The sequence below is a fragment of the Micromonospora sp. DT31 genome (genome assembly GCF_049841795.1).
Taxonomy (GTDB): domain Bacteria; phylum Actinomycetota; class Actinomycetes; order Mycobacteriales; family Micromonosporaceae; genus Micromonospora.
Genome location: NZ_JBNCKZ010000020.1, coordinates 16,557 through 36,958, shown reverse-complemented (window position 1 = coordinate 36,958; position 20,402 = coordinate 16,557). Strand labels below are relative to the sequence as shown.

Below are 20,402 nucleotides of genomic sequence, written 5' to 3'. Positions count from 1 at the left end.
CGTGACGGGCCTGGTCCTGGCCGCCGGGGCGTCCGTGCGCCTCGGCGAGGCCAAACAGCTGCTGCCGTACCGCGGGCGGACGCTGCTCGACGCCACCCTCGACCTGGCCCGCTCGTGCGCCTTCGACCAGTTGCTGGTGACCCTCGGCGGCGCCGCCGACCTGGTTCGCGAGCGGGTGGACCTGGCCGGGGTCCAGGTTGTCGAGAACGCCGAGTTCAGCACGGGTTGCGGATCGTCGATCCGCGCCGCGACGCAGGCGGTGGACCCCCGCGCCGACGGGCTCGTGCTCCTGCTCGGCGACCAGCCCGGCGTACGGGCCGCCGACGTGCGCCGGGTCGCGGCGGCGACCACCCCGCTCGCGGTGTGCCGGTACGTCGACGGCCCGGGGCACCCGTTCTGGTTCGCCCGTGACGTCCTGCCGGAGCTGCGTGTCCTGCACGGTGACAAGGCGGTGTGGAAGCTGCTGCACTCCGGTCGGTATCCGGTCACGGAGATTCCTGTGGACGGGCCGGTGCCGATCGACGTGGACACCCGCGCGGACTACCGGCGGCTCCTTGCGGGCGAGTCGCGGTGAAGGATCCCCTAGCCGTTCGGCGCCGGCTCGATGCCGTCGACTACCTGGCCGACGACGGCATGGCGATGGCCGTCTTCCTGGCCCTGGAGCTGGGCAAGCCGCTGCTGCTCGAGGGTGAACCCGGTGTCGGCAAGACCGCGGCGGCGAAGGCGCTGGCGCGGGCGCTGGACACGACGCTGATCCGGCTGCAGTGCTACGAGGGCCTGACCTCCGGCGAGGCGCTGTACGAATGGAACTACCAGCGGCAGTTGCTCGCCATCCGGCTGGCCGAGGTCCGGCACGACTCGCTCACCGACGCCGACCTGTTCGGCGCGGAGTTCCTCCAGGAACGGCCGATCCTGCGGGCGGTACGCCACGCGGGACCGGTCCCACCGGTGCTGCTGATCGACGAGATCGACCGGGCCGACGACGAGTTCGAGGCGCTGCTGTTCGAGTTCCTCGGCGAGTCCGGGATCACCATCCCCGAGCTGGGTACGTTCACCGCGACCACGCCGCCGGTCGTGGTGCTCACCTCCAACCGCAGCCGCGACCTGCACGACGCGCTGCGCCGTCGCTGCCTCTACCACTGGATCGACTTCCCGGAGCCGGGCCGCGCCACCGAGATCGTCCGGCGCGCCGTGCCGGGCGCGACCGAGCGGCTGATCCGCACGGCGACCGCCTTCATCGGCGACGTGCGCGCCCTCGGCCTGGACAAGGCACCCGGCATGGCCGAGGCCATCGACTGGGTCGCCGCACTGTCAGTGCTCGGCGCCGCCGACCTCGCCGCCGACGACGTCGTGCAGACCATCGGCGCCATCGCCAAGACCCCCGACGACCGCGCCGCCGTCGCCGCCGCGCTCGGCGTACACCAGGAGAGGCCGGCATGAAGATCACCAACGAGTTCACCGTCGACATCCCGATCGCGCGGGCGTGGGCGATCCTCACGGACCTGGAGGGCATCGCGCCGTGCCTGCCGGGTGCCCAACTGACCGGCGTCGACGGCGACGTCCACCAGGGCACGGTGAAGGTCAAGGTCGGGCCGGTCGTCTCCGAGTTCGCCGGCACCGCACGCTTCGTCGAGAAGGACGACGGGCGGTATCGGGGGGTGATCGACGCGAAGGGCCGCGACCGACGGTCGGCGGCCAACGCGTCCGCTCTGGTCACCGCCCACCTGCGGCCGGACGAGCAGCGCACCGTCGTCAGCGTGGACACCGATCTGAAGATCTCAGGGCGGTTGGCCCAATTCGGCAGCGGCATGATCAAGGAGGTGTCCGGCAGGCTGCTCGCCCAGTTCGTCGCCAACCTCGAGGCAAGGCTGGCGGCCGATGAATCCGGCAACAGCACGGCTGGCGGCCCGTACCCGACCACCCCGCCGGACACGTCCGAGCCCGCAGCGGCCGCCGCCTCGCCCGCCGTATCCCCGTCCGCCACCCCGCCCGGGACCACCGCGGCCGGCACCCCCGTGGTCGCGTCGGCGTCCACCGGTCGGCCAGCGGCCGGCGCCCGCGCCGAGCCGGTCGCCGAGCCGCAGACGTTGGACCTGCTCGACATCGCCGGCGGTGCCGTCATGAAGCGCCTCGTGCCGGCGCTCGTCGGGATCGTCGTGGTCGGCGCGGTGATCGCCTGGCGGGTCGCCCGGCGGTGAACGCCGGTCTGCTGCGTGGCACCGACCGCGCGGCGTTCGCGATGGCGTTCGCCAGCCGGTTGCGGCGGGCCGGCGTGCCCGCCGGGCTCACCGAGGCCGGTGACTTCGTCCGGGCACTCGCCGCGTGGACCCCCGGGGAGACGACCGCGCTCTACTGGGCCGCCCGGATCAGCTTCGTACGGCGGCACGCCGACCTCGCCGCCTTCGACCGCGTCTTCGCCGCTGTCTTCGTCGACGCACCGCCGCTGCCGCTCGCCCGACCCGCGGCCCCGCCGGGCGCCCGTGACGACGTGCACCTGCCGGTGCCCACCGACACCGACGACACCGGTGAGGGTGGCGGGCTGCCGTGGGCGACGTTGCCGGCGCCCGTCGCCGAGGAGGAGCCCTCCGATGCCGGGGTGCGGCTGCCCGAGCGACGGCCCAGCGCCCTCGCCGGGCTCGCCGAACGGCCGTTCGACGACCTCGACGGCGCCCAGGTCGAACTGCTCGGCGACGCCCTGCGCGAGGCCGTCGCGCGCTGGCCGTCCCGGCGCACCAGGCGGCACGCCGTAGGCCCGGCCGGACGGCGGGTCGCGCTGCGTCCGACGATCGCCCGTGCCCGTCGTACCGCGTGGGAGCCCGTCGAGGTCGTCCGCGAGCGGCCGGTACGCCGACCGCGCCGGGTCGTGCTGCTGTGCGACGTCAGCGAGTCGATGCGGGCCCAGGCCCACGCGTACCTGCACCTGCTGCGGGCCTTCGCGGTGGTCACCGACGCGGAGGTGTTCGCCTTCGCCACGACGCTCACCCGGCTCACTGTCGCGCTGCGGCACACGTCGGCGTCCGCGGCGATCGCGCATGCCAGCGCCGCGGTGACCGACCGGTTCGGGGGTACGCGCATCGCGACGAACCTGCGGGCGCTGCTCGCGTCCCCGCACGGCGACGCGGTACGCGGGGCGGTGGTGCTGATCGGCTCGGACGGCTGGGACAGCGACCCGCCGGCCGAACTCGCCGCCGTGATGGCGCGGCTGAGCCGCCGCGCCCACCGGATCGTCTGGCTGAACCCGCGAGCCGGCGCCCCCGGCTTCGCTCCCCTGGTGGGGGGCATGGCCGCAGCCCTGCCCTACTGTGACCGGCTCCTGCCGGCCGCGACGTTCCGGGACCTGCTGGACGCCGCCGGTCAACTCCAGAGCGTGACGTGCACCGAGGGCCGGAAACGGTTCACCGCGACGCCCACGCCGCGCATCATCGCCTGAATCGCCCGGGGCGTCGACGCGAAGCGGCACAGCTCGGCTGCCGCGGACGGAGTGCCGGGGGTCACGAGTACCAGCGAATGCCACACCGCCTCGGCCGTGACGTGCGGCCCGGACAACGCCACGAGTTGGCCGCCGCGGACGTCTGGCGCGACGGTGAACGACAGCGCCGGCGCGATCCCCCGGCCACGCTGGGCCTCACCCAGCGTGGCCGCGTGGCTCTGGAAGATCTGCTGCCGCTCCTCGGGCACACCGAGCCGGCGCAGCATCGCCGGGACAGCGCCCACCGTGTTGGTGGCCGAAGGCCCGAGCAGCCAGGTCTGGTCACGCAACTGCCCCGGCGACGCCGACACACCGACCAGCGGATGATCCGGGCCGACGACCGTCACAAGCCGGTAGTTCATCATCGGCCGGCAGGAGATCGCCGGATCAGCCACCGGCGGCAACGGCCCCATCGCGATGTCCGCGGCCCGGGTCAGCAGCAGCGACTCGAAGGAGCGGGGGTCGCAGACGCTCAGCTCGATGTCGAGGTCGGCGGCGCGTCTGGCGAACAGCTCGATCAGCCTCGGCGCGGCGAACTCGGCGAACTCGCTGGATGCGGCAACGCGCAACAACCGGCGGCCGTGTGCCGCCGAACTGACCTCCAGGACCGTACGGTCCTGCAGGCCCAGCATCTCGGCCGCGCGGCTGGCGAGCCGCAACCCGCCGGGAGTGAAGGCCAGCCCCGCCGCCGTCCGCGTGAACAACTGATCTCCGAACTCCCTGCGTAGCTGGCCGATGAGCAGCGAGACCGCCGACTCGGAGACCTCCAGCTGCGCGGCGGCCTGCTTGACGGATCCCAGCCGGACCACAGCGACGTAGGCCCGTAGCTGCGTCGGAGTCATCGGCGTCGACCCGCCCTTCTGCTGCGCCGTGGACTGCTGTCGCGCAGCCCGCGGTGTACCCCGATCATTCCCCGCCGGCCGCCCCGCCGCCAGCGACAATGCACCGTGGAGCGACCTGATCGGCACGCCCGGGTGAACGTCCGCCAGGTCGAGCGTCAGCTCCGGCAGAGCACCGCGAAGGGATACCGCGCCTCGGTCGTGGTGACCTTGCTTCTCCCTATCTCAGCACGTGCCTTGACCTCAACCAAGCTTCAGCTTGAACACTGGCCGGGACGCTGTCTCATGTAAGGGGTGCTACCCATGCGCGCAATCCAGGTGGCCGTGTTCGGTGGTCCGGAGGTGCTGTGCCCCGTGGAACTGCCCGACCCGGTACCCGGGCCCGGCCAGGTCGTCGTCGGTATGGCTGCGGCAGACGTCATTTTCCTCGACACCCTGCTGCGCAGCGGCTGGGGCCAGGACTTCTTCCCGCGGGCGTTGCCGTACGTGCCGGGTGGCGGAGGAGCGGGGGCGGTGGTGGAGACCGGCGAAGGGGTGGACCGGGCATGGATCGGTCGGCGTGTGGTCGTACGGACCAGCACCGGTTACGCCGAACGGATCGTCGCGGACGTCGAGGAGATCATGCCGGTGCCCGACGGACTGGCCATCGAGGCGGCGGCCGCGCTGGTACACGACGGCGTGACGGCGCTCAACCTGGACCGGCTGGGCAGGCCGGAGAAGGGAGAATGGGTGCTGGTCTCAGCGGCTGCCGGTGGAGCCGGCTCGCTGCTGGTGCAGTTGGCCGTCGATGCCGGCGCCCGGGTCATCGCCGCCGCATCCAGCGACGTCAAACTGGCACTGGCCCGCGACCTGGGCGCGGAGGCTGCCGTCGATTACACCCGGTCGGACTGGGTCCGCCGGGTGCGGCAGGCGACCGGTGGCGGTACGGCGTTGGTCTACGACGGGGCGGGTGGCCCGCTCGGCACGGCCGCCTTGGACACGGTGGCCGACGGCGGCCGGTTCGTCACCTACGGCACCGCCGACGGGTTCGCCGCACCGGACCCAGAGTCGGCCGCGCGCCGCGGTATACGGGTGCTCACTCCGCTACTGGACGGCCCCCCGAACCAGGAAACCGTGCGCGAACTGCTGGGCCTTGCACTGAAACGGACTGCGGAGGGACGGCTGCGGCCGGCGATCGGCGCCACCTACCCGCTGGAGCAGGCCGCTGATGCCCACCGTGCACTTGCCGCACGCACAACGGTGGGCAAGTCACTGTTGAGGTTCCCCGGGTAGCTCGGAGGCTTTCGATCATGCTCCGATGGAGCTGAAGGGAGTCATCCGTGGCAGCACCGAAGAAGTACCCCGATGAGCGCTCCGGGTCCTCAACATCACCGTTTCCACCTACTACGACTGGCTCGCCCAGGCCGCGAACCCGTCGGGTCGGCGGCGTGAGGACGCCGAACTGGCCGTGGAGATCGCCGAGATCCACGACGTCTCCGGTGGCACCTACGGCAGTCCGCGAGTGCACGCCATGCTGCGCCGCCAAGGCCGGCACGTCGGCCGCAAGCGGTCGAGCGGTTGATGCGGACCCCCGGCCTGCAAGGCGCGTTCCTGCGCATGAACTGGCGCAGTACAACACCCGCCGCATCCAGAAGACCTCGGCTGACTATCCCCTCCGGCAAACCGGGGAACCTCAGGCAGTCGGCAGTCGGTGCGGCGGCTGGCCGTGTCCTCCAGCGGCTTTTGCGGGGTCGGCTTCCACCGGAGCGGACGATCGGGCAGGATCTGACCGTGGTCTCCGACGTCCATCGGCTCCAACGCGCCTTCGACGAGGCCGAGCTGCGCGCCGACACTGATGCGCTCAACGCATTGCTGGCCGACGACTTTCGGTCCATCGGCGAGCAGGGCTATGTGCTTGATAAGGCACAGTGGATCGGCAAGTTCACCGAGTTCGCCTACACCAGCCTGGAGAGCGGCGAAGTAGAGGTTTCCTTCTACGGTCACGCGGCCATCGTCCGGTGCGTGCAGCGCAGCAACTCGACCTGGCGCGGGCAAGACATGGCCCTGACCGTCCGCGTCAGCCAAACCTGGATCGAGTTGCCCGATGGCTGGCGGCTCGCCGGCATCCAGTTCAGCTCTCTTGCCGGCATGTGACGAGCACATTCGAGGTGCCGTGATCCCCGCGAACGTCGCAGATCAGGTAGCGGACGACTGTCGCCCATCATCCGATGGAGGACAGAACGGCGGCCGGCCGTCTCATACCGGCCTGAGAGAGAGCAGGTTGCGTCCGCGGCCCGGGGCGTTTCAGTACCTCCTCTACTTATGCCGGTTGCGCTGCACTGGCCTGATCACGTCTCGCCACAGTCCTCGCATCAGGCCTCGATGACGGTCGGTTCCGCCGTGCGGCATCAACCGGTCGACTCGCAGCTTGATCACGCCCGCCCAGCAGAGACACACGCCGACGGCGATCCCCAGCGCTGCCATGGCGAACAACGTCATCGTCACCGGTAGGGAGCGAACGACCGTCGACACCAGAACCAACAGACCAAAGACCAACCCGACGGAATCGCAGCGGTATCCCACGACCAGGCTGCGGTAGCCGCCGCTGGCTCGGATCTGCGCAACAGCCTCGTCGAGTCCTGTCGCCACCACAACCACCGTCCTCATCCTGGGCGCCCCGTATGCACCTGACCCAATACCCGACTTACAAATCGACTCGTCCGTCGCCCACCAACCCAGATACCTAACCCATCAAGGCGCTGAGCTGTCGTTCAGCTAGTCCTGTTGGTTTACCTTGGTCATCGCTTGGTGGCGTTTGACGGCCCAGTACTCCAACGTCACCCGATCTTTCGGCTGGCGTATCTGCGTTGATGGTGGGATCGTCGGGCTCGGGCTCGGGATGCCCCGTCGCCAGGTCGACCAGTGCAGGGCGTGCGCTGGTGGTAGCGGCAGGATGACGACGAAGGCGTGGTGCCAGCCCAGCCGCCACCGCGCCGATTGTTGGTCACCCAACGGCCGACGGGTCCGCAGACGCATATTGGCGTACGTACTCCCAGACCGGTTCGGAGAGATCCTCATCGGATCGCTCCTGTCCCACCACCTCGTACCAGGCAAGGTTCTCGATCCAGAACCGGGCAATGAACCGGTCGAAGTCGTCGGCTACCCGCACCAGGTCCTCATGCGCTTCCTCCTGGGGGACCACCCGAAGGTCGTACGCCTCGGCACCGCACAGGACCTCGTGGTGGCCGTCTGGCAGCAGGTGCAGATACCAGAACAGACAACCCTGCTGGTCGTTGAGGAACCGCACCAGCTGCGCGCCATGGTGGACAGGGCTCGGCGCCCACGGAAGGTCGGAAGCCCAGTAACACGACGTACAGGTCGGCACCGAATCGCGCAGCACCGGATCAGCCATGAACGCGACGAACTGCTCCGGCAAGGCCGCCACATTCTCGGACACGGGCGCGCCGTGGGTCAGTGTGTCCAGGCCGTACTGACCGGCAGCGCGTTCACCGAGTGGCACCAACTCCCGCATCCAGCTGTGCAGACCACCTGGATGCCCGAGGGAAAGCGCCGGCAGCGCCGTCTGGGAGCTGCCGCTGTACGTGGCGGAATCGAACTCGTGGCTGCGGAACCTGCCGAGATCGCACGAGATCCAACCGTCTCTGATCGTCATGGCGGCACCATAGAGCCGGCCACCGACAGTGCCCGCCGCGTGGGTACTCACGCCCAACCGAATCACCGGTCCGGAAGCCGGTGATCGTGTGCGGACTACGTCTACAACCTTCGACGGCGAGTTGCGGAGAGCGCGTAAGAGCCACCCGTGCCGTAGCGCGCGTCCGCTCCCTTCGGGCAGCCGTCAGCCCGATCACCGAGCTAGCTAAGGGGCGCACCGATGCTGGCGCAACGGCGTCCGGAGCTGCAGGACATCAGCGGTTCACGTTGGCGGTGAGTCTGACACCAGGCGGAGGTTGCCACGCTCTGACATCCTCGAACCGATGGACGGGTTCGTCTCACAGCTGCCGGCATTGCTGGGCGTCGTCGTCGGGGCCCTGGCTACCGGCTTGGCAACCTTCTTGTCCACCAGAAGTCAGTGGAAGCGCGGTCAGGTCGTGCGATGGGACGAACGACGACTGGAGGCATACAGCGAGTTCTCGCAGGTACTGAAGGAGATCCAGGCGGTATCGCTGAACATTCTAGCCGCGGCGGCAGGCGACAGATTCCGCTCGGGGTTGGACAAGGCCGAAGCGCTACCTCGGCTCGCCGACGCCGACATCAGGCACACCCTCGTATGGGAAAAGCTTCTGTTGCTTGGGGACGCCACTACCGTTGCCGCAGCGCAGGAGTGGCGAGAGGCTGTATGGAGGCTCGAGCACCGAGCCCGTGGCGTCGAGGACACCCCCGAACCGCTGCCAGAACTCATTCAGCAGACCAACACGGGGCGTGACCGCTTCTACCATGCGGCTCGGCGCGGCCTCGGTGTGAGCGGCGGATCAGTGGCTCAATCCGACCGCCTGGTACGCCGTGATGCTGTTGGGCTCGCGTGATGTGGTTTGGCCCCTCGTCGAGGTGTGCCGATCGATCGGCGAGAAGGTGTCGATCTGGGTGAACCCAGCCGACCCGAGCGACTTCGTCACCGACTTCGACGAGCTCAGCGGGCACCGGGGCCGCATTCAGGGAGGGCTGGGCGTCGCCGGTTTCGCGACCCTGGTCGTGGCGGTTCCCCTGCTGCTGTCCCACATCCCGTTCCTGCGCTGGTTTCCTCCGCGTAGGCCGCGGCGCCGGTCCAGTGCGCCCGGCCACGGACGTGCCGCCTTCACGATCCGCTCCAAGCACAAGCGGGGTCCTCGAACCTGAGCAGTCGGCTGATGGGCTCAGCGGGCTCGCCGACCAGACCAGTCTTGGCCGCCACCCGCGTACCCCGCCTGGTCACCGGTCGTCCGCGGACCCGCCCGGACCGGGTCCCGGCCGACAAGGCGTACACGTCCAAGGCGAACCGGCAGTATCTGCGCCGGCGTGGGATCGCCGCGACCATCCCGAGCAAATCGGCGTTCGGAAACTGGTTACTGGCTGCCCGTGCGGGCAAGTCGGCGGTCTCGGTGGTGCTGGCCGGGCCCACCGATCCGGCCAGGTCGTCGGGCGCCTTCGGGGCATGTGCCGAAGGTGATCGTGGGGAACTGATGCGGGGCGCTGCTTCCTCGCCTAAGCTGCGTCCATATGCATCGATGCTGATCAATTGCAGGCGTTGGTGGCCGGGGCCAGTTCACTGGCGACCACGGGCCTCGCATTCACCGACCCCGATTGGAGTACCCGATGGCCCGGCGTCCAACCATCGCCGCACTCACCGGCCTGTGCCTCGCACTCACCACCGCACCAGGCCCCGCCGGCGCCGTACCCGCACCGCCGGCACCTCGGCACGCCGCTCATGTGAACGTTCACACCAACCCGCTCGCCGGCCCACCCGGCGCGCCCCCCGGGGTCTGCCCGGGCGGCACCGGGTACGGCCCGCCCCTGCCGGCCAGCTCCGTGTCCGCGACGAAGATCCAGAGCGGGTTCTCGTTCCTCGAAGGACCGGTCTGGATCGCCGACGGCGGCTACCTGCTGATGTCCGACATGGCCGCGGGCGCCGGGCCGAACAACGTGCAGCCCTCCACGATCCGCCGGTTCACCCCGCCGGCGATCTTCGACACCTTCATCGCCAACGCCGGCAGCAACGGCCTGGCGCTCAGCCCTGACGTCCAGCAGATCATCGCCGCCACCCACGACCAGCGGAACGTCTCCGCATACCGGCTGAGCGACCAGGCCCGCAGCACCGTCGCCGCCGACTACCAGGGCCGGGCGTTCAACTCACCCAACGACGTCACGGTCCGATCCGACGGCGTCGTCTACTTCACCGACCCCAACTTCCAGCGCGGCAACCGACCCGACCAGATGAGCGGACGTACCAGTGTCTTCCGCGTCTCGGGCGGCCAGGTGTCGCTGGTGGACGACCGGCTGCGGCAACCCAACGGCATCGCGCTCTCCCCGGACGGCAGCACGCTCTACGTGGGCGCCTACTCCGAGAACAAGATCTACAAGTACGTCGTCCAGCCCGACGGCAGCACCGGCACCCGCAGCGTCTTCGTGAACTACCTCGGCGGTCCCGACGGGGTCACCATCGACTGCGCCGGCAACGTGTACTGGGCCTCCGGCTCGGACGGGCTGATCCACGTCTACTCGACCGCCGGCGCGCAGCTCGGCACGATCCGCTCCGGCGGCACCGGCACCACCAACGTGGCGTTCGGCGGACCCGACCGGCAGACCCTCTACATCACCTCCGGCCGAACGAACGACTCCGGCCTGTACAGCGTGCGACTCAACGTCCCCGGCTACCCGTACTGACCAAGAACCCCGGAAAGGAAAAGCATCCATGCGCAATAGTCCTCACCACCTCCGACACCGCGTCCCGCTCGCCCTGCTGATCTGCGCCGGCACCGTCCTGACCGGCGTACCCGCCAACGCCGCGCCGGCCGCACCGGCGACCGGGAGCCGGCCAGCGGCCCGGCTCGCCGCCGACACCAGCCCGCCCACCCGGCCGACCGGCCTGCGCAGCACCCGGCTGACCTGCCAGTCCGTCACGCTGTCCTGGTACGCCTCCCGGGACAACGTCGGAGTCGCCTTCTACGACATCTACCACGACGGCCAGCTCGTCACCTCGGTCTCGGGATGGACGCGGACCGCCACGCTCAGCGTCGTGCAGGGTGTCACCTGGGGCTGGTACGTCAACGCCCGCGACGCCGCCGGCAACGTCTCGCAGGCCAGCTCCACGCTCTCGGTCACCCCGCCGTTCTGCCAGCAGGACACGTCTGCGCCCAGCACGCCGACCAACCTGGCCGCGACGGTCAACGGCACGGCCGTGACCCTCACCTGGTCGGCCTCCACCGACAACATCGCGGTCACCGGCTACACCATCCTGCGCAACGGTACGGCGGTCGGCTCCACCACCGGCACCGCCAGCAACCCGCCGGCGACCACGTTCACCGACACCGGGCTGACGCCCGACACCGACTACCGGTACACCGTGACCGCCCGGGACGCCCAGGGCAATGTCTCGGGGGCGAGCGCCGCGGTCACCGCGCACACCGGCTCGGGCTGCACGAGCCCGATCTGCGGCGCCACGGCGATCACCACCGAGAAGGACCTGCCCTGGGGCCTGGTGCAACTGCCCGACGGCACGGTCCTCTACGGCCGGCGCGACCTGTTCGACATCGTCGCCATGAACCCGGACGGCACCGACAAGCACAGCATCGGCACCGTGCCGAACGTGGCCGGCACCAACGGCGAGGGCGGCGTGCTCGGGCTGGCCGTCTCGGCCAACTTCACCACCGACCGCTGGCTGTACATCTACCACACCACCACGACCGACAACCGGATCGTGCGCATCCGCTACGACGGCACGCTGCAGACCGGCACCGAGCAGGTACTCGTCACGGGAATCCCGCGCAACAAGTACCACAACGGCGGCCGGCTGCGCTTCGGCCCCGACGGCAAGCTCTACGCCGCCGCCGGCGACGGACAGGACCCGGACGTGGCCCAGGACACCAACAACCTGGGAGGCAAGGTGCTGCGGCTCAACCCCGACGGCACCGTGCCCGCGGACAACCCCTTCGGCAACTACGTGTGGAGCTACGGCCACCGCAACCCGCAGGGACTCGCCTTCGACTCCCAGGGCCGGCTCTTCCAGCAGGAGTTCGGCAACAACGCCATGGACGAGACCAACATCATCGTCAAGGGGGGCAACTACGGCTGGCCCGCCTGCGAGGGCACCTCCGGCGACTGCGCCAACCCGAACTTCAGGGCCCCGATCCGGACGTACCCGGTGGCCGAGGCCTCGTGCAGCGGCATCGCGATCGTCCGGGACATGCTCTACATCGCCTGCCTACGCGGCAACCGGATGTACCGTGCGGAGATCAGCGGCAACACACTCACCAACCTCCAGCAGTATTTCGTCGGGACGTACTTCCGGCTGCGTACCGTCGAACCGACCATCGACGGCAACCTGTGGCTGACCACGAGCACCGGCGGGGACAAGGACAGCATCCCGAACAACAGCAACGAGAAGATCCTCAAGGTGACCCTCGGTGGGGCGGCGTCCGGCCCCACGAGCTGAGGGCGAGCCGGGAGACCGGCACCGCCGGCCCTCGGAGGGTGCCCGCGTCGCGCGGGCACCCTCCGAGCGGTACGGGCTATACCAACGCCGTTCCGTTGGGTGTGGGCGGGGTTCGTCAAGGGGTGTGTTGATCAGGGAGTGAGGGGCGGGGTTCCGGTATCAAGGTTTGTCACTCCAAGACAACCCGAACCAGGAAGAAATTCGGCGGGCTCTCGCCATGTGCTCCTCCCCCGGCGTGCGCTGCATTGTCGTCAGGTGCCCCATTCCCAGAACAGGTGCCCCTCGGCCGCGAGGATGTCGAGGGAACTGACCAGGTCCTGCGGGTCCACGTCGGGCGCGATGTCGAAGACAACGATCCGATCACCCCAGTGCGTGCGGTATCGCGTCGAACTCCGCGACCGCCACCAGGCTGTCGGTGAGCCCGGGCGGCGCCGTGGCCGTGAACATGGTGCGGAGCACCTTGTGGCCGGATTGTTCGTGCACCAGGATCGGCCCGCCGGCCGGGTCGAGCGCCATCACGTCGTGGCGGGCCAGGCCGTCGGCCCAGAACGGCACGCAGTCGATGCGGGCCAGTCCTTCGCCGCAGTCGGTGACCCACAACTCCTCGACGTGACCGGGCAACTTGTGCGCAACGCTGACGTACACCTTGCGGCGGGGTCCCGGGGGTCGGCCGGCTCGGCGTGCACCACATAGGCGAGTTCGGTCACCGAGGGCTCCGTCTTCTTCTCTCGGCTCATCCTGCGTACGGAGGGCTGCTGGATCATCGATGCCCAACCGGTGCCCGTACACCTCGATGAACGGCAGCCGACGATCAGCCGGCGTCGGCGCCGATCCCGTGCTCCGCCAGGCGGCGTACGCCCGCCTCACCGAAGTCGCCACCGGGCCAGAGCTGTTCGGCCGCCCAGTTCAGCCACTCGCGTGGCGGCTCGTCGGCCCGGAAGTAGGCGATCCTTTCCCCTTCGTCCATCGACGCGGACTCCCACCAGTGCCACCACACCATCAGGTACCACTCGCCGTCGCCCATGCGCCAGCCGATTCTGAACGGCTCGATCTGTGGGTACGCCCGCCACGGCGGCAGGACCCGCCCGTGGGCATCAAGCTGTTCCCGTACGGCAGCGTCGAGGAGTTCGCGAATCCGGTCGCCCACTGTTGGGCACTCCTCGACTCAGGCCTGCGACGGCTCGGAGATCGTGGTGGGATCCCGCAGACGGTGACACCAGTCCACCATGGACCCACGTACGAGGTCATCATCGGGTTGGAGACGATCGCTCTCGTCGGCTTGGCACCGGGGCTTCCTGGCTTACCGGGCAACGCTGCGAGACCTCGGCGCCGAACTGCACCGGGAGGCATCCGCCGTCCTCGCCGCGATCACCGCCGCACCGCCGCACCGCCGCACCGCCGTGGAGCCTTCGCCGCCGTACACGGCTGGCGGTCCGGCTGCTTTTCAACCTCGATGGCCCGGACCAGTCCCGGGCCCGTGGGACGCACGGCCGGAAGGACGCAGCGCGGTGACGGTCAGGACAGGACGGGCCGACCGGTACGGCCATCGTCGCGACGATCCATGGGCATGCGGGCGACGACCACGCCGAGGAGGCGGTCGACGGGAACGGGCCCGACGTGGCGGGAGTCGTAGCTCCTCGTGGCGTTGTCACCGGCGACCGTGACGAACCCGGCGGGTACGGTGCCGCCGGGGCGACCGATGGCCTCGGTGGGGTCGCCCGGAAGGCCGACGACCCGCTTGACGGACCACTCGACCGGGCCTCCCGCGGGCACCGGCGGGTCGTCCACCTCCGGCTGCTGCCTCGGCAGTTCGAGCACGACGACGCGGTCACGCCGGACCCGACCGCGGTGGACGCGCCGCACGAGCAGCGAGTCGCCGTGGAACAGCGTGGGGACCATGCTCTCGCCGGTGACCGAGACGACGACGAGGCTACGGCGCAGCCACCAGATCATCGGCAGGGCCGTCGACATCAGCATCAGCGTGACCAGCATTGTCGTCCTCTCCCGTGTCGTCGCGGTATCCGCGCGCCTGCACGGTGAACAGGCGGGCATAGACCCCGCCGCCGCGCATCAACTCGGTGTGCGATCCGCACTCGACCACGGTGCCCGCCGCGAGCACGACGATCAGGTCCGCGTCCCGGACGGTGCTGAGCCGGTGCGAGATGAGCAGGCTCGTGCGTCCACGCCGGTGCTCACGCAGCCGTTGGTGGATCTCGTACTCGGCGGCGGCGTCCAGGCCAGAACTCGGTTCGTCCAGCACGAGGAGGTCCACGTCCTGGCGCAGCAACGTACGGGCGAGCGCGACCCGTTGCCACTGCCCACCGGAGAGCACGATGCCGCTGTCCGGGTCGTCCTTGTCCTCCTCCCTGAGGTAGGTGCGCGAGAGCTGCGTGTCGTAGCCCCGAGGGAGTCCCGCGAGCGCACCGTCGATGCCGGCGAGTTTGGCCGCAGCCGCCACGCGGGCCGGGTCCGCGTGGGTCAGGTCGCCGAGGGCGATGTTCTGCCCGGCGGTGAGGTCATATCGCATGAAGTCCTGAAACAGCACGCCGACGCGCGCCCGCAGTTCGTCGACATCCAGGTCCCGGATGTCGACCCCGTCCCACCGGATCGATCCGCGCACCGGATCATGTAGTCGGCACAGCAGCTTGACCAGCGTGCTCTTGCCGGAGCCGTTGACCCCGACCAGGGCACAGGACCGGTTGGCCGGCAGTGTCAGGTTGACCCCGCGCAACACCCACGGCTGCTCGTCACCGTAGCGGAACCACACGTCGCGCAGCTCGATGCCCTCGCGCAGGTGCGGCACGCTCTCGGCGGGCGGATCCACCACCGGCAGCGTCGACGGTTGGGCGACGATCGATCGGTAGTGCCGCAGCAGCATCACCCCTTCGTGGCCGGCGGCGATCGCCTCCACCGCCGATGTCAGCGCGGCCTGCGTACCGCCGACCGCGGCGACGAGCAACAGCACGTCGCCCACGGACATCACCTGCCGGCCCGCCGCGAGCACCGCCCACACCAGCACGCCCCCGGAGATGAGAGCGGCCAGCGTGGCCAGCCCCGCCTGGACCCGCAGCTGCGCCCGGTCAACCGCGCGTTGCCGGGTGATCGCGGCTCGCTGCTGGGCGAGCATCAGCCGACGCAAGTGTTCACCCGTGCCGAGGAGGCGGATCTCCTGCGCCGCCTGCACCGTCGTCAGCAGGCCGGCGAAGAAGCCCTGGCGCCGCTGGATCGGGCTGATCAGGGCGAGCATCGCCACCCGGCTGCGGCCCATTGCGAGCTGGGCGATCAGGGCAGGCACCGCTGCCACCACGACGACGGCGGCCACGAAGATGTTGACCGTCACGAGTGAGGACACCAGGGTCGCGGCGATGACGACGGAGCGCAGGACCGCGAGGACACTCTGGACGACCTCGCCGGGAGCGTAGTCGCCGGCCTGCCGGGCGAGCTGGAGGCGGTCGAGGTAGGCGGGTGACTCGAAGGGTGCGATACCGCGTTGTGCGTTCACGGCGGCGAAGAGTTCGCCGTGCGCAGCCACGGTGATCCGCCGGCCCAGCTCCTGGGAGGCATACGAAGTCCACAGCGGAATCACCGCGGCGGCGAGGCTGACGGCGGCGAGCCCGACGACGATCCACAGCACGCCGACGCCGGCCGTCAACCGGTCCACCATCGCCCGGGTGAGCAGGGCCAGAGCTGCCGGGATCAGACCCGACAGAAGCGAGACGACCGCGTACCCGATCAGTAGGGCCGGTCCACCTCGGGCGGCGAGGCGCAGGGATGCCCAGACGCAGGCCGCCGCCTCCCGCAGTGCGCTCACCGGACGGGCCGGGGAATCGCGGCAAGCACGGCCGGCAGGTCGCGGACGTCGTGCCCGAGCGCCGTGACCGCGCCGTCCGCGACCGCCACGAGCGACGGATACTCACGGATACCCAGGGCCCGCTGCACCGCACCCGTTACCGGTGCCTCGATGACGACCGGCGCGTCTGGGCCGAGCGCCCGGACCATCGCCTCGGCCTCGACCGGCTCGGCGGCGACCACGATGACCATGGGCGGGCGCCCGGGCTCGGCGAGCGCCGCCACGAGTCCCGGAACCGCCTCCTCGCAGGAGCCACAGCCGGGACTGACGACCGCGATCAGGCCGCCCGCGGCGAGGTCGGTCGCCGCGGCGAGCGAACCGCCGACGGTCGGGACCTCGAACTCGCCGACCGGGTCACCGGGCTGGAGCAAGGGCGGCTCCCCGTCGGTCAGCCGGTCGAGGCGCTCCGTGTGTACGCGCAGCCGGCGCACCACGGCGAGAGTGAGAAGAAGGTTCGCCAGACAGAAGGCGGCCAGAACGGCTTCCATGGCGGTCATCGGATTCGGCTCCTCACCGGGACGGCTGACAGAAGCAACTCACACAGTCGTCGAAGCGGGTCAGTCCCCGCCTCGTCCTGGAAAAGGACGGCCGACCCACCCCCGCGGGTCGGGCCGACCGTCCACCGGGTCAGGCCGGGATGCAGCCGGAGACCCTTTCCCAGGCGCCGCAGGTGACGTTGCAACTCGGCTGGACGACGCACTTCCGCCGCCACCTCGTCTGGCCGCCGGAGCAGCTGCGGTACTGGTACTGGTAGTAGACCTCGGTGATGCAGGCAGCCGAGGCAGTGGTCGACGGCAGGACGAGGCGTAGGGCCCGGTCAACGACATGGGTCAGGCGCATGTTCCATTCCCTTCCGCGCGGTCCGGCAGGGGCGCCGGTCCGGGCGGGTCACACGCTAGGCAGGGCCGTCACAGATCCATCACAGAACCGTCACAAGGCCCGTGAGCAGGCGAGTGAGCTCCGAGCGCCCAGCCGACACGCCTCAACGCGGCACCGCCCGGAACCACACCTCCCGATCCCCCGGATCGGGCCCACGTCGGGGTAACGTCGGCGGGTCCTCGCCGGTGACCGGCGCGTAGTGGTCGAAGGCGGTGGTCAGGACGGCCTCGCCGCCGGTGAGGTCGGGAAGAGTGGCCACCACCTGCGGCACCCGCGCCGACGGCAGGGTGCCGCTCACCTCGAGGTAGCCACCGGCGACGGCGGTGTGGTCGATGACCGCTCCCGATCGGCCGAGCAACGCCAGCACGGTCTCCACCGCGTGCTGCGGAAGGTTGACGTCGAACCGCTCGATCGGCTGGCACACCCGGGTACCGGCCCGGCGCAACGCCGCGGCAACCACCACCGGGGCGAGATTGCGGAAGTCACCGGCCACCGTCGAGATGGACTTGTCGAACTTCTGGTGCGGCTTGCTCTGCCGCGGCCAGTACCGGGAGGCCGTCATGGTGACGGTGCAGTCGGTCACCGGCCAGCCGTGCCGGCCCTGTCGGAGCGCGGCCCGCACGCCCTCCTCGGTGGCCACCACGAAGGCCGGCGGCAGCCGGCCGAGTTCGACACCGGGCCGGAACTCGACGCCGTGCCCGACCGGGGCGGCCTCGATGCGCAACCCCAGCCCGGCCAGGTACGGGTTGCCGCGCACATGCGCCTGCTCCTCCGCGGTTCCGCTGCCGACGACCCGCTCGATGCACGCCGTCAGCGTCCCGGAGAACCGCACCCGAACGCCGTACCGGTCCGCCATGAGGGCGGCCAGCACCTCTTTCTGGACCTCGCCGTGCAGGCGGATCACCGCCTCCGCCTGCTGCTCGTCGAGCCGCAGGTCCACCAACGGGTCCTCGTCGGCCAACTCGGCCAGCCCGGCGAACATCGCCAGGCGCTGCCCGGGATCGACGGGCTCGACGACGGCTTGCCTGGTCGGCGGCGGAAACCGGTAGACGTGCCGCCGCGGCGGGTCCCCGATGTGCTGGCCGATCCGGGCCGACACGCCGCGTACCGCGGCGATCTGCCCGGCGGACACCGTGGGACGCACCACGACGCCGTCCGGTTCGGTGACGGCGATCTGGGTCACCGTCTGGGGGCGCGTTTCGGCGAGCCGCACCCGATCCCGTACGCGCAGACTCCCGGACCACACCCGCAGCCAGGCCCGTCGGCCGTGGACGTCCCGATCGACAGCGAAGACCGTACCGGCCAGCGGGCCGTCGCGCTCCTCGGCGCGTGGCAGCAGATCGGCCAGCAGGTCGCACAGCTGCCGTACCCCGGCTCCGGTGATCGCCGAGCCGCACGCCACCGGGGCAAGTTCGGCGCGGCGCACCGCGTTCCGGATCGCCCGCCGGACGGAGCGGACCCGCACCGGCTCGTCGGCCAGCCACCGCGCCGCCACCCCGTCGTCGACCTCGGCCACCGCCTCCAGCACCGGTTCGGCGTCGAGGTCCACGGCTCGCACCCGGGCATCGCACCCACCCTGGCCGACGACCGTGGTGAGCATGACCGCAGGCGCGCCGAGCCGCCGGCGCACCTCGGCCGTCACCCGGCCGACGTCGGCACCGCGACGGTCCACCTTGTTGAGGAAGAACATCGTCGGTACGCCGATGCGGCGCAGCGCCCGCCAGATCGCGACGGTCTGCGGCTGGACCCCCTCCACGCTCGACACCACGAGCACGGCGGCATCCAACACGGCCAGCGAACGCTCGACCTCCGCGATGAAATCGGGATGGCCGGGGGTGTCCAACAGATTGATGCCCAGGTCACCGATCCGGATGGACGTCACCGCCGCCCGGATGGTGATCCCACGCCGACGCTCCAACTCCATCGAGTCGGTCCGCGTCGTGCCGGCGTCCACGCTGCCCAGGTGCGACACGGCACCGGCCTCGTAGAGCAGGCGTTCGGTCAGGCTGGTCTTTCCGGCGTCAACATGCGCGACGATTCCGAGGTTCAACAACGCCAAGGCAGAGCTCCACGATAGGACGGTCAAGGGTCCGGAACGTGGAAGCTGCTCGCATTGTCACTCCTCGTCGTGGTTGTGCGGCGGTACGCCCTGCCACCGGTGTCAGCGGCGGGCGCCGCCAGAATCGCACACCTCCGGTGACGTCGCGACTGACTTTGATACCAAGCCATATCGCCACCGCGGCCGTCACCTACGCTGGTCGACTCGGCCTGCCGTCAGATGCCATCGCTAGGCTGCGCGCCATGCTCACACGACCCACCGAGGAGTGGGCCCGCGAGGTACGGGACCAAAAGAGCCGCATTGCCGCAGGCGCCCTCGCTGAAGTTGACGCCTACGCCGTACACCTCTGGCCAGAGTCCTTCATTGCTGCTGTCGATGCGGCTCTGGACGCCTACGAAGCCGACGTTCGCTCGCTCTCCCGGACCGGGAGCGTCACGCGGTCCGGGCCCGAGGCGCTTCCAGGGATGCCGCCGATGCCGATGCCGTCACCGTCCGATGATGAGATCGTCGCATCGGTCGAGCGGGGCGTCATGGCTCTCAACGCGATCAACGAGGAGGACGGAAGGATCGAGACGGACGAGCGCGAAGGGCTCTGTCAGTACATCGACGACGTCCTGACAGATGCGGGCATTGATGTCAGAGCTCTCACCGCCCGCCGCGACATCGCGCGGACCGAACTCACTGACGAGTGGCGCGAATGGTGAGGGTGTTGCTCAGCCGGCGGCTCGCCCGCGCAATGGCCGGACTGGGTCGCGTCCGCGCTGGTGGTGTAAGAGACGGCCAGCGCGGACGTGACCCGCCAGCTACGCTCCTTCGCGGGTGCTCGCCGAGGTGCTGCACTTTCCCGCGTGGCGGCCCGGCTACGCATCGCCCAACCCGCGCTCAGCCAGCAGATCTGCGCCCTGGAACGGCAGCCTGGCATGCCGTTGGTGCACCGCACCAGCCCCGGTTGCACGCTGACCGAGGTGGGCGCGCAGGTCGCGGATGGGGCCAGCCGGCCGTTCGCCGATGTGAACGCCGCCGCCCGCTCCCATCCGCGGCCTGGTGCGCGGTCGCGGCGGACGGCTGCGGCTGGCGTCCACCCGGTCGACGGTGGCCGGGTGGACGCACTGGTTCCCCGGCTCCGGGCCACCCGCCCCGACATCGGGGCGGTCGCCGAGAGCGCTTAGACCGCGCCGGAC

Annotated in this window: 23 protein-coding genes; 13 read left to right on the top strand and 10 right to left on the bottom strand. The window is 70.3% G+C overall.

Annotated elements, in window-relative coordinates:
* The first annotated feature begins 1 nt into the window (after position 1).
* Genes ACLQ2X_RS24505 through ACLQ2X_RS24490 form a run of 4 tightly spaced genes read left to right on the top strand, consistent with a single transcriptional unit; the run spans position 2 to position 3,430 of the window.
* Positions 2-574 (top strand): nucleotidyltransferase family protein, encoded by a 573-nt coding sequence (locus tag ACLQ2X_RS24505; RefSeq protein WP_425683448.1) that lies wholly within the window; start codon positions 2-4, stop codon positions 572-574.
* Complete coding sequence (locus ACLQ2X_RS24500) at positions 571-1,440, top strand: AAA family ATPase (protein WP_425683447.1); 870 nt, start codon at positions 571-573, stop codon at positions 1,438-1,440. The genes ACLQ2X_RS24505 and ACLQ2X_RS24500 overlap by 4 nt, the downstream gene beginning before the upstream one ends.
* A complete protein-coding gene (locus tag ACLQ2X_RS24495; RefSeq protein WP_425683446.1) occupies positions 1,437-2,198 on the top strand; it encodes an SRPBCC family protein in 762 nt (253 codons plus the stop codon). The genes ACLQ2X_RS24500 and ACLQ2X_RS24495 overlap by 4 nt, the downstream gene beginning before the upstream one ends.
* Entirely contained in the window at positions 2,195-3,430 is a 1,236-nt protein-coding gene (locus ACLQ2X_RS24490; RefSeq protein ID WP_425683445.1) for a vWA domain-containing protein, read from the top strand. The genes ACLQ2X_RS24495 and ACLQ2X_RS24490 overlap by 4 nt, the downstream gene beginning before the upstream one ends.
* Here the strand turns inward: ACLQ2X_RS24490 and ACLQ2X_RS24485 are convergent.
* Entirely contained in the window at positions 3,355-4,311 is a 957-nt protein-coding gene (locus tag ACLQ2X_RS24485; RefSeq protein ID WP_425683444.1) for a LysR family transcriptional regulator, read from the bottom strand. The genes ACLQ2X_RS24490 and ACLQ2X_RS24485 overlap by 76 nt on opposite strands.
* Before the next feature lie 300 nt (positions 4,312-4,611).
* On the opposite strand from ACLQ2X_RS24485, the gene ACLQ2X_RS24480 reads away from it, so the two are divergent.
* The 3 genes from ACLQ2X_RS24480 (at position 4,612) to ACLQ2X_RS24470 (ending at position 6,441) form a co-directional block, all read left to right on the top strand.
* A complete protein-coding gene (locus ACLQ2X_RS24480) occupies positions 4,612-5,580 on the top strand; it encodes a zinc-binding dehydrogenase (protein WP_425683443.1) in 969 nt (322 codons plus the stop codon).
* A 94-nt stretch (positions 5,581-5,674) separates the two neighbouring features.
* On the top strand, positions 5,675-5,869 hold the full coding sequence (locus tag ACLQ2X_RS24475; protein WP_425683491.1) for an IS3 family transposase: 195 nt from the start codon (positions 5,675-5,677) through the stop codon (positions 5,867-5,869).
* A gap of 209 nt (positions 5,870-6,078) precedes the next feature.
* Positions 6,079-6,441, top strand: a complete 363-nt coding sequence (locus ACLQ2X_RS24470; RefSeq protein ID WP_425683442.1) for a DUF4440 domain-containing protein — start codon at positions 6,079-6,081, stop codon at positions 6,439-6,441.
* 162 nt (positions 6,442-6,603) lie between these two features.
* Here ACLQ2X_RS24470 and ACLQ2X_RS24465 read toward each other — a convergent pair whose 3' ends face one another.
* Entirely contained in the window at positions 6,604-6,945 is a 342-nt protein-coding gene (locus tag ACLQ2X_RS24465) for a hypothetical protein (protein WP_425683441.1), read from the bottom strand.
* Between the two features lie 346 nt (positions 6,946-7,291).
* A complete protein-coding gene (locus ACLQ2X_RS24460) occupies positions 7,292-7,960 on the bottom strand; it encodes a hypothetical protein (protein WP_425683440.1) in 669 nt (222 codons plus the stop codon).
* Between the two features lie 322 nt (positions 7,961-8,282).
* Between ACLQ2X_RS24460 and ACLQ2X_RS24455 the strand changes: the two genes are divergently transcribed.
* The 4 genes from ACLQ2X_RS24455 to ACLQ2X_RS24440 all read left to right on the top strand — a co-directional run bounded on the left by ACLQ2X_RS24455 (position 8,283) and on the right by ACLQ2X_RS24440 (position 12,433).
* Positions 8,283-8,831, top strand: a complete 549-nt coding sequence (locus ACLQ2X_RS24455) for a hypothetical protein (protein WP_425683439.1) — start codon at positions 8,283-8,285, stop codon at positions 8,829-8,831.
* Positions 8,832-8,889: 58 nt separating this feature from the next.
* A complete protein-coding gene (locus ACLQ2X_RS24450) occupies positions 8,890-9,141 on the top strand; it encodes a hypothetical protein (RefSeq protein ID WP_425683438.1) in 252 nt (83 codons plus the stop codon).
* A 570-nt stretch (positions 9,142-9,711) separates the two neighbouring features.
* Positions 9,712-10,665 (top strand): SMP-30/gluconolactonase/LRE family protein, encoded by a 954-nt coding sequence (locus tag ACLQ2X_RS24445; RefSeq protein ID WP_425683437.1) that lies wholly within the window; start codon positions 9,712-9,714, stop codon positions 10,663-10,665.
* 28 nt (positions 10,666-10,693) lie between these two features.
* Positions 10,694-12,433, top strand: a complete 1,740-nt coding sequence (locus tag ACLQ2X_RS24440) for a PQQ-dependent sugar dehydrogenase (protein ID WP_425683436.1) — start codon at positions 10,694-10,696, stop codon at positions 12,431-12,433.
* Positions 12,434-12,793: 360 nt separating this feature from the next.
* On the opposite strand, the gene ACLQ2X_RS24435 is transcribed toward ACLQ2X_RS24440, so the two are convergent.
* From ACLQ2X_RS24435 to ACLQ2X_RS24405, 7 genes are all read right to left on the bottom strand, one after another.
* The gene (locus ACLQ2X_RS24435) at positions 12,794-13,078 is read right to left on the bottom strand and encodes a DUF4265 domain-containing protein (RefSeq protein ID WP_425683435.1); all 285 of its coding nucleotides are present in this window, start codon (positions 13,076-13,078) and stop codon (positions 12,794-12,796) included.
* A gap of 166 nt (positions 13,079-13,244) precedes the next feature.
* Positions 13,245-13,580: a hypothetical protein gene (locus ACLQ2X_RS24430; protein ID WP_425683434.1), complete on the bottom strand. Its 336-nt coding sequence runs from the start codon at positions 13,578-13,580 to the stop codon at positions 13,245-13,247.
* A 368-nt stretch (positions 13,581-13,948) separates the two neighbouring features.
* Positions 13,949-14,404: a S26 family signal peptidase gene (locus tag ACLQ2X_RS24425; protein ID WP_425683433.1), complete on the bottom strand. Its 456-nt coding sequence runs from the start codon at positions 14,402-14,404 to the stop codon at positions 13,949-13,951.
* Positions 14,364-16,244, bottom strand: coding sequence for an ABC transporter ATP-binding protein (locus ACLQ2X_RS24420; RefSeq protein ID WP_425683432.1), 1,881 nt, complete (start codon positions 16,242-16,244; stop codon positions 14,364-14,366). The genes ACLQ2X_RS24425 and ACLQ2X_RS24420 overlap by 41 nt, the downstream gene beginning before the upstream one ends.
* Positions 16,241-16,780, bottom strand: a complete 540-nt coding sequence (locus ACLQ2X_RS24415) for a hypothetical protein (protein ID WP_425683431.1) — start codon at positions 16,778-16,780, stop codon at positions 16,241-16,243. The genes ACLQ2X_RS24420 and ACLQ2X_RS24415 overlap by 4 nt, the downstream gene beginning before the upstream one ends.
* 130 nt (positions 16,781-16,910) lie before the next feature.
* Complete coding sequence (locus ACLQ2X_RS24410; RefSeq protein ID WP_425683430.1) at positions 16,911-17,123, bottom strand: hypothetical protein; 213 nt, start codon at positions 17,121-17,123, stop codon at positions 16,911-16,913.
* Between the two features lie 142 nt (positions 17,124-17,265).
* Positions 17,266-19,221, bottom strand: coding sequence for a GTP-binding protein (locus ACLQ2X_RS24405; RefSeq protein ID WP_425683429.1), 1,956 nt, complete (start codon positions 19,219-19,221; stop codon positions 17,266-17,268).
* 242 nt (positions 19,222-19,463) lie between these two features.
* On the opposite strand from ACLQ2X_RS24405, the gene ACLQ2X_RS24400 reads away from it, so the two are divergent.
* Both ACLQ2X_RS24400 and ACLQ2X_RS24395 read left to right on the top strand, forming a co-directional pair.
* Entirely contained in the window at positions 19,464-19,925 is a 462-nt protein-coding gene (locus tag ACLQ2X_RS24400) for a hypothetical protein (RefSeq protein ID WP_425683428.1), read from the top strand.
* Positions 19,926-20,069: 144 nt separating this feature from the next.
* Positions 20,070-20,390: a LysR family transcriptional regulator gene (locus tag ACLQ2X_RS24395; protein ID WP_425683427.1), complete on the top strand. Its 321-nt coding sequence runs from the start codon at positions 20,070-20,072 to the stop codon at positions 20,388-20,390.
* Positions 20,391-20,402 lie beyond the last annotated feature (12 nt).

Coding starts and splice junctions, on each gene's coding strand:
- ACLQ2X_RS24495 (WP_425683446.1), top strand. CDS start 1,437: ATGAAGATCACCAACGAGTTCACCGTCGACATCCCGATCGCGCGGGCG.
- ACLQ2X_RS24485 (WP_425683444.1), bottom strand. CDS start 4,311: ATGACTCCGACGCAGCTACGGGCCTACGTCGCTGTGGTCCGGCTGGGA.
- ACLQ2X_RS24480 (WP_425683443.1), top strand. CDS start 4,612: ATGCGCGCAATCCAGGTGGCCGTGTTCGGTGGTCCGGAGGTGCTGTGC.
- ACLQ2X_RS24460 (WP_425683440.1), bottom strand. CDS start 7,960: ATGACGATCAGAGACGGTTGGATCTCGTGCGATCTCGGCAGGTTCCGC.
- ACLQ2X_RS24455 (WP_425683439.1), top strand. CDS start 8,283: ATGGACGGGTTCGTCTCACAGCTGCCGGCATTGCTGGGCGTCGTCGTC.
- ACLQ2X_RS24440 (WP_425683436.1), top strand. CDS start 10,694: ATGCGCAATAGTCCTCACCACCTCCGACACCGCGTCCCGCTCGCCCTG.
- ACLQ2X_RS24425 (WP_425683433.1), bottom strand. CDS start 14,404: ATGTCGACGGCCCTGCCGATGATCTGGTGGCTGCGCCGTAGCCTCGTC.
- ACLQ2X_RS24415 (WP_425683431.1), bottom strand. CDS start 16,780: ATGACCGCCATGGAAGCCGTTCTGGCCGCCTTCTGTCTGGCGAACCTT.
- ACLQ2X_RS24410 (WP_425683430.1), bottom strand. CDS start 17,123: ATGCGCCTGACCCATGTCGTTGACCGGGCCCTACGCCTCGTCCTGCCG.
- ACLQ2X_RS24400 (WP_425683428.1), top strand. CDS start 19,464: ATGCTCACACGACCCACCGAGGAGTGGGCCCGCGAGGTACGGGACCAA.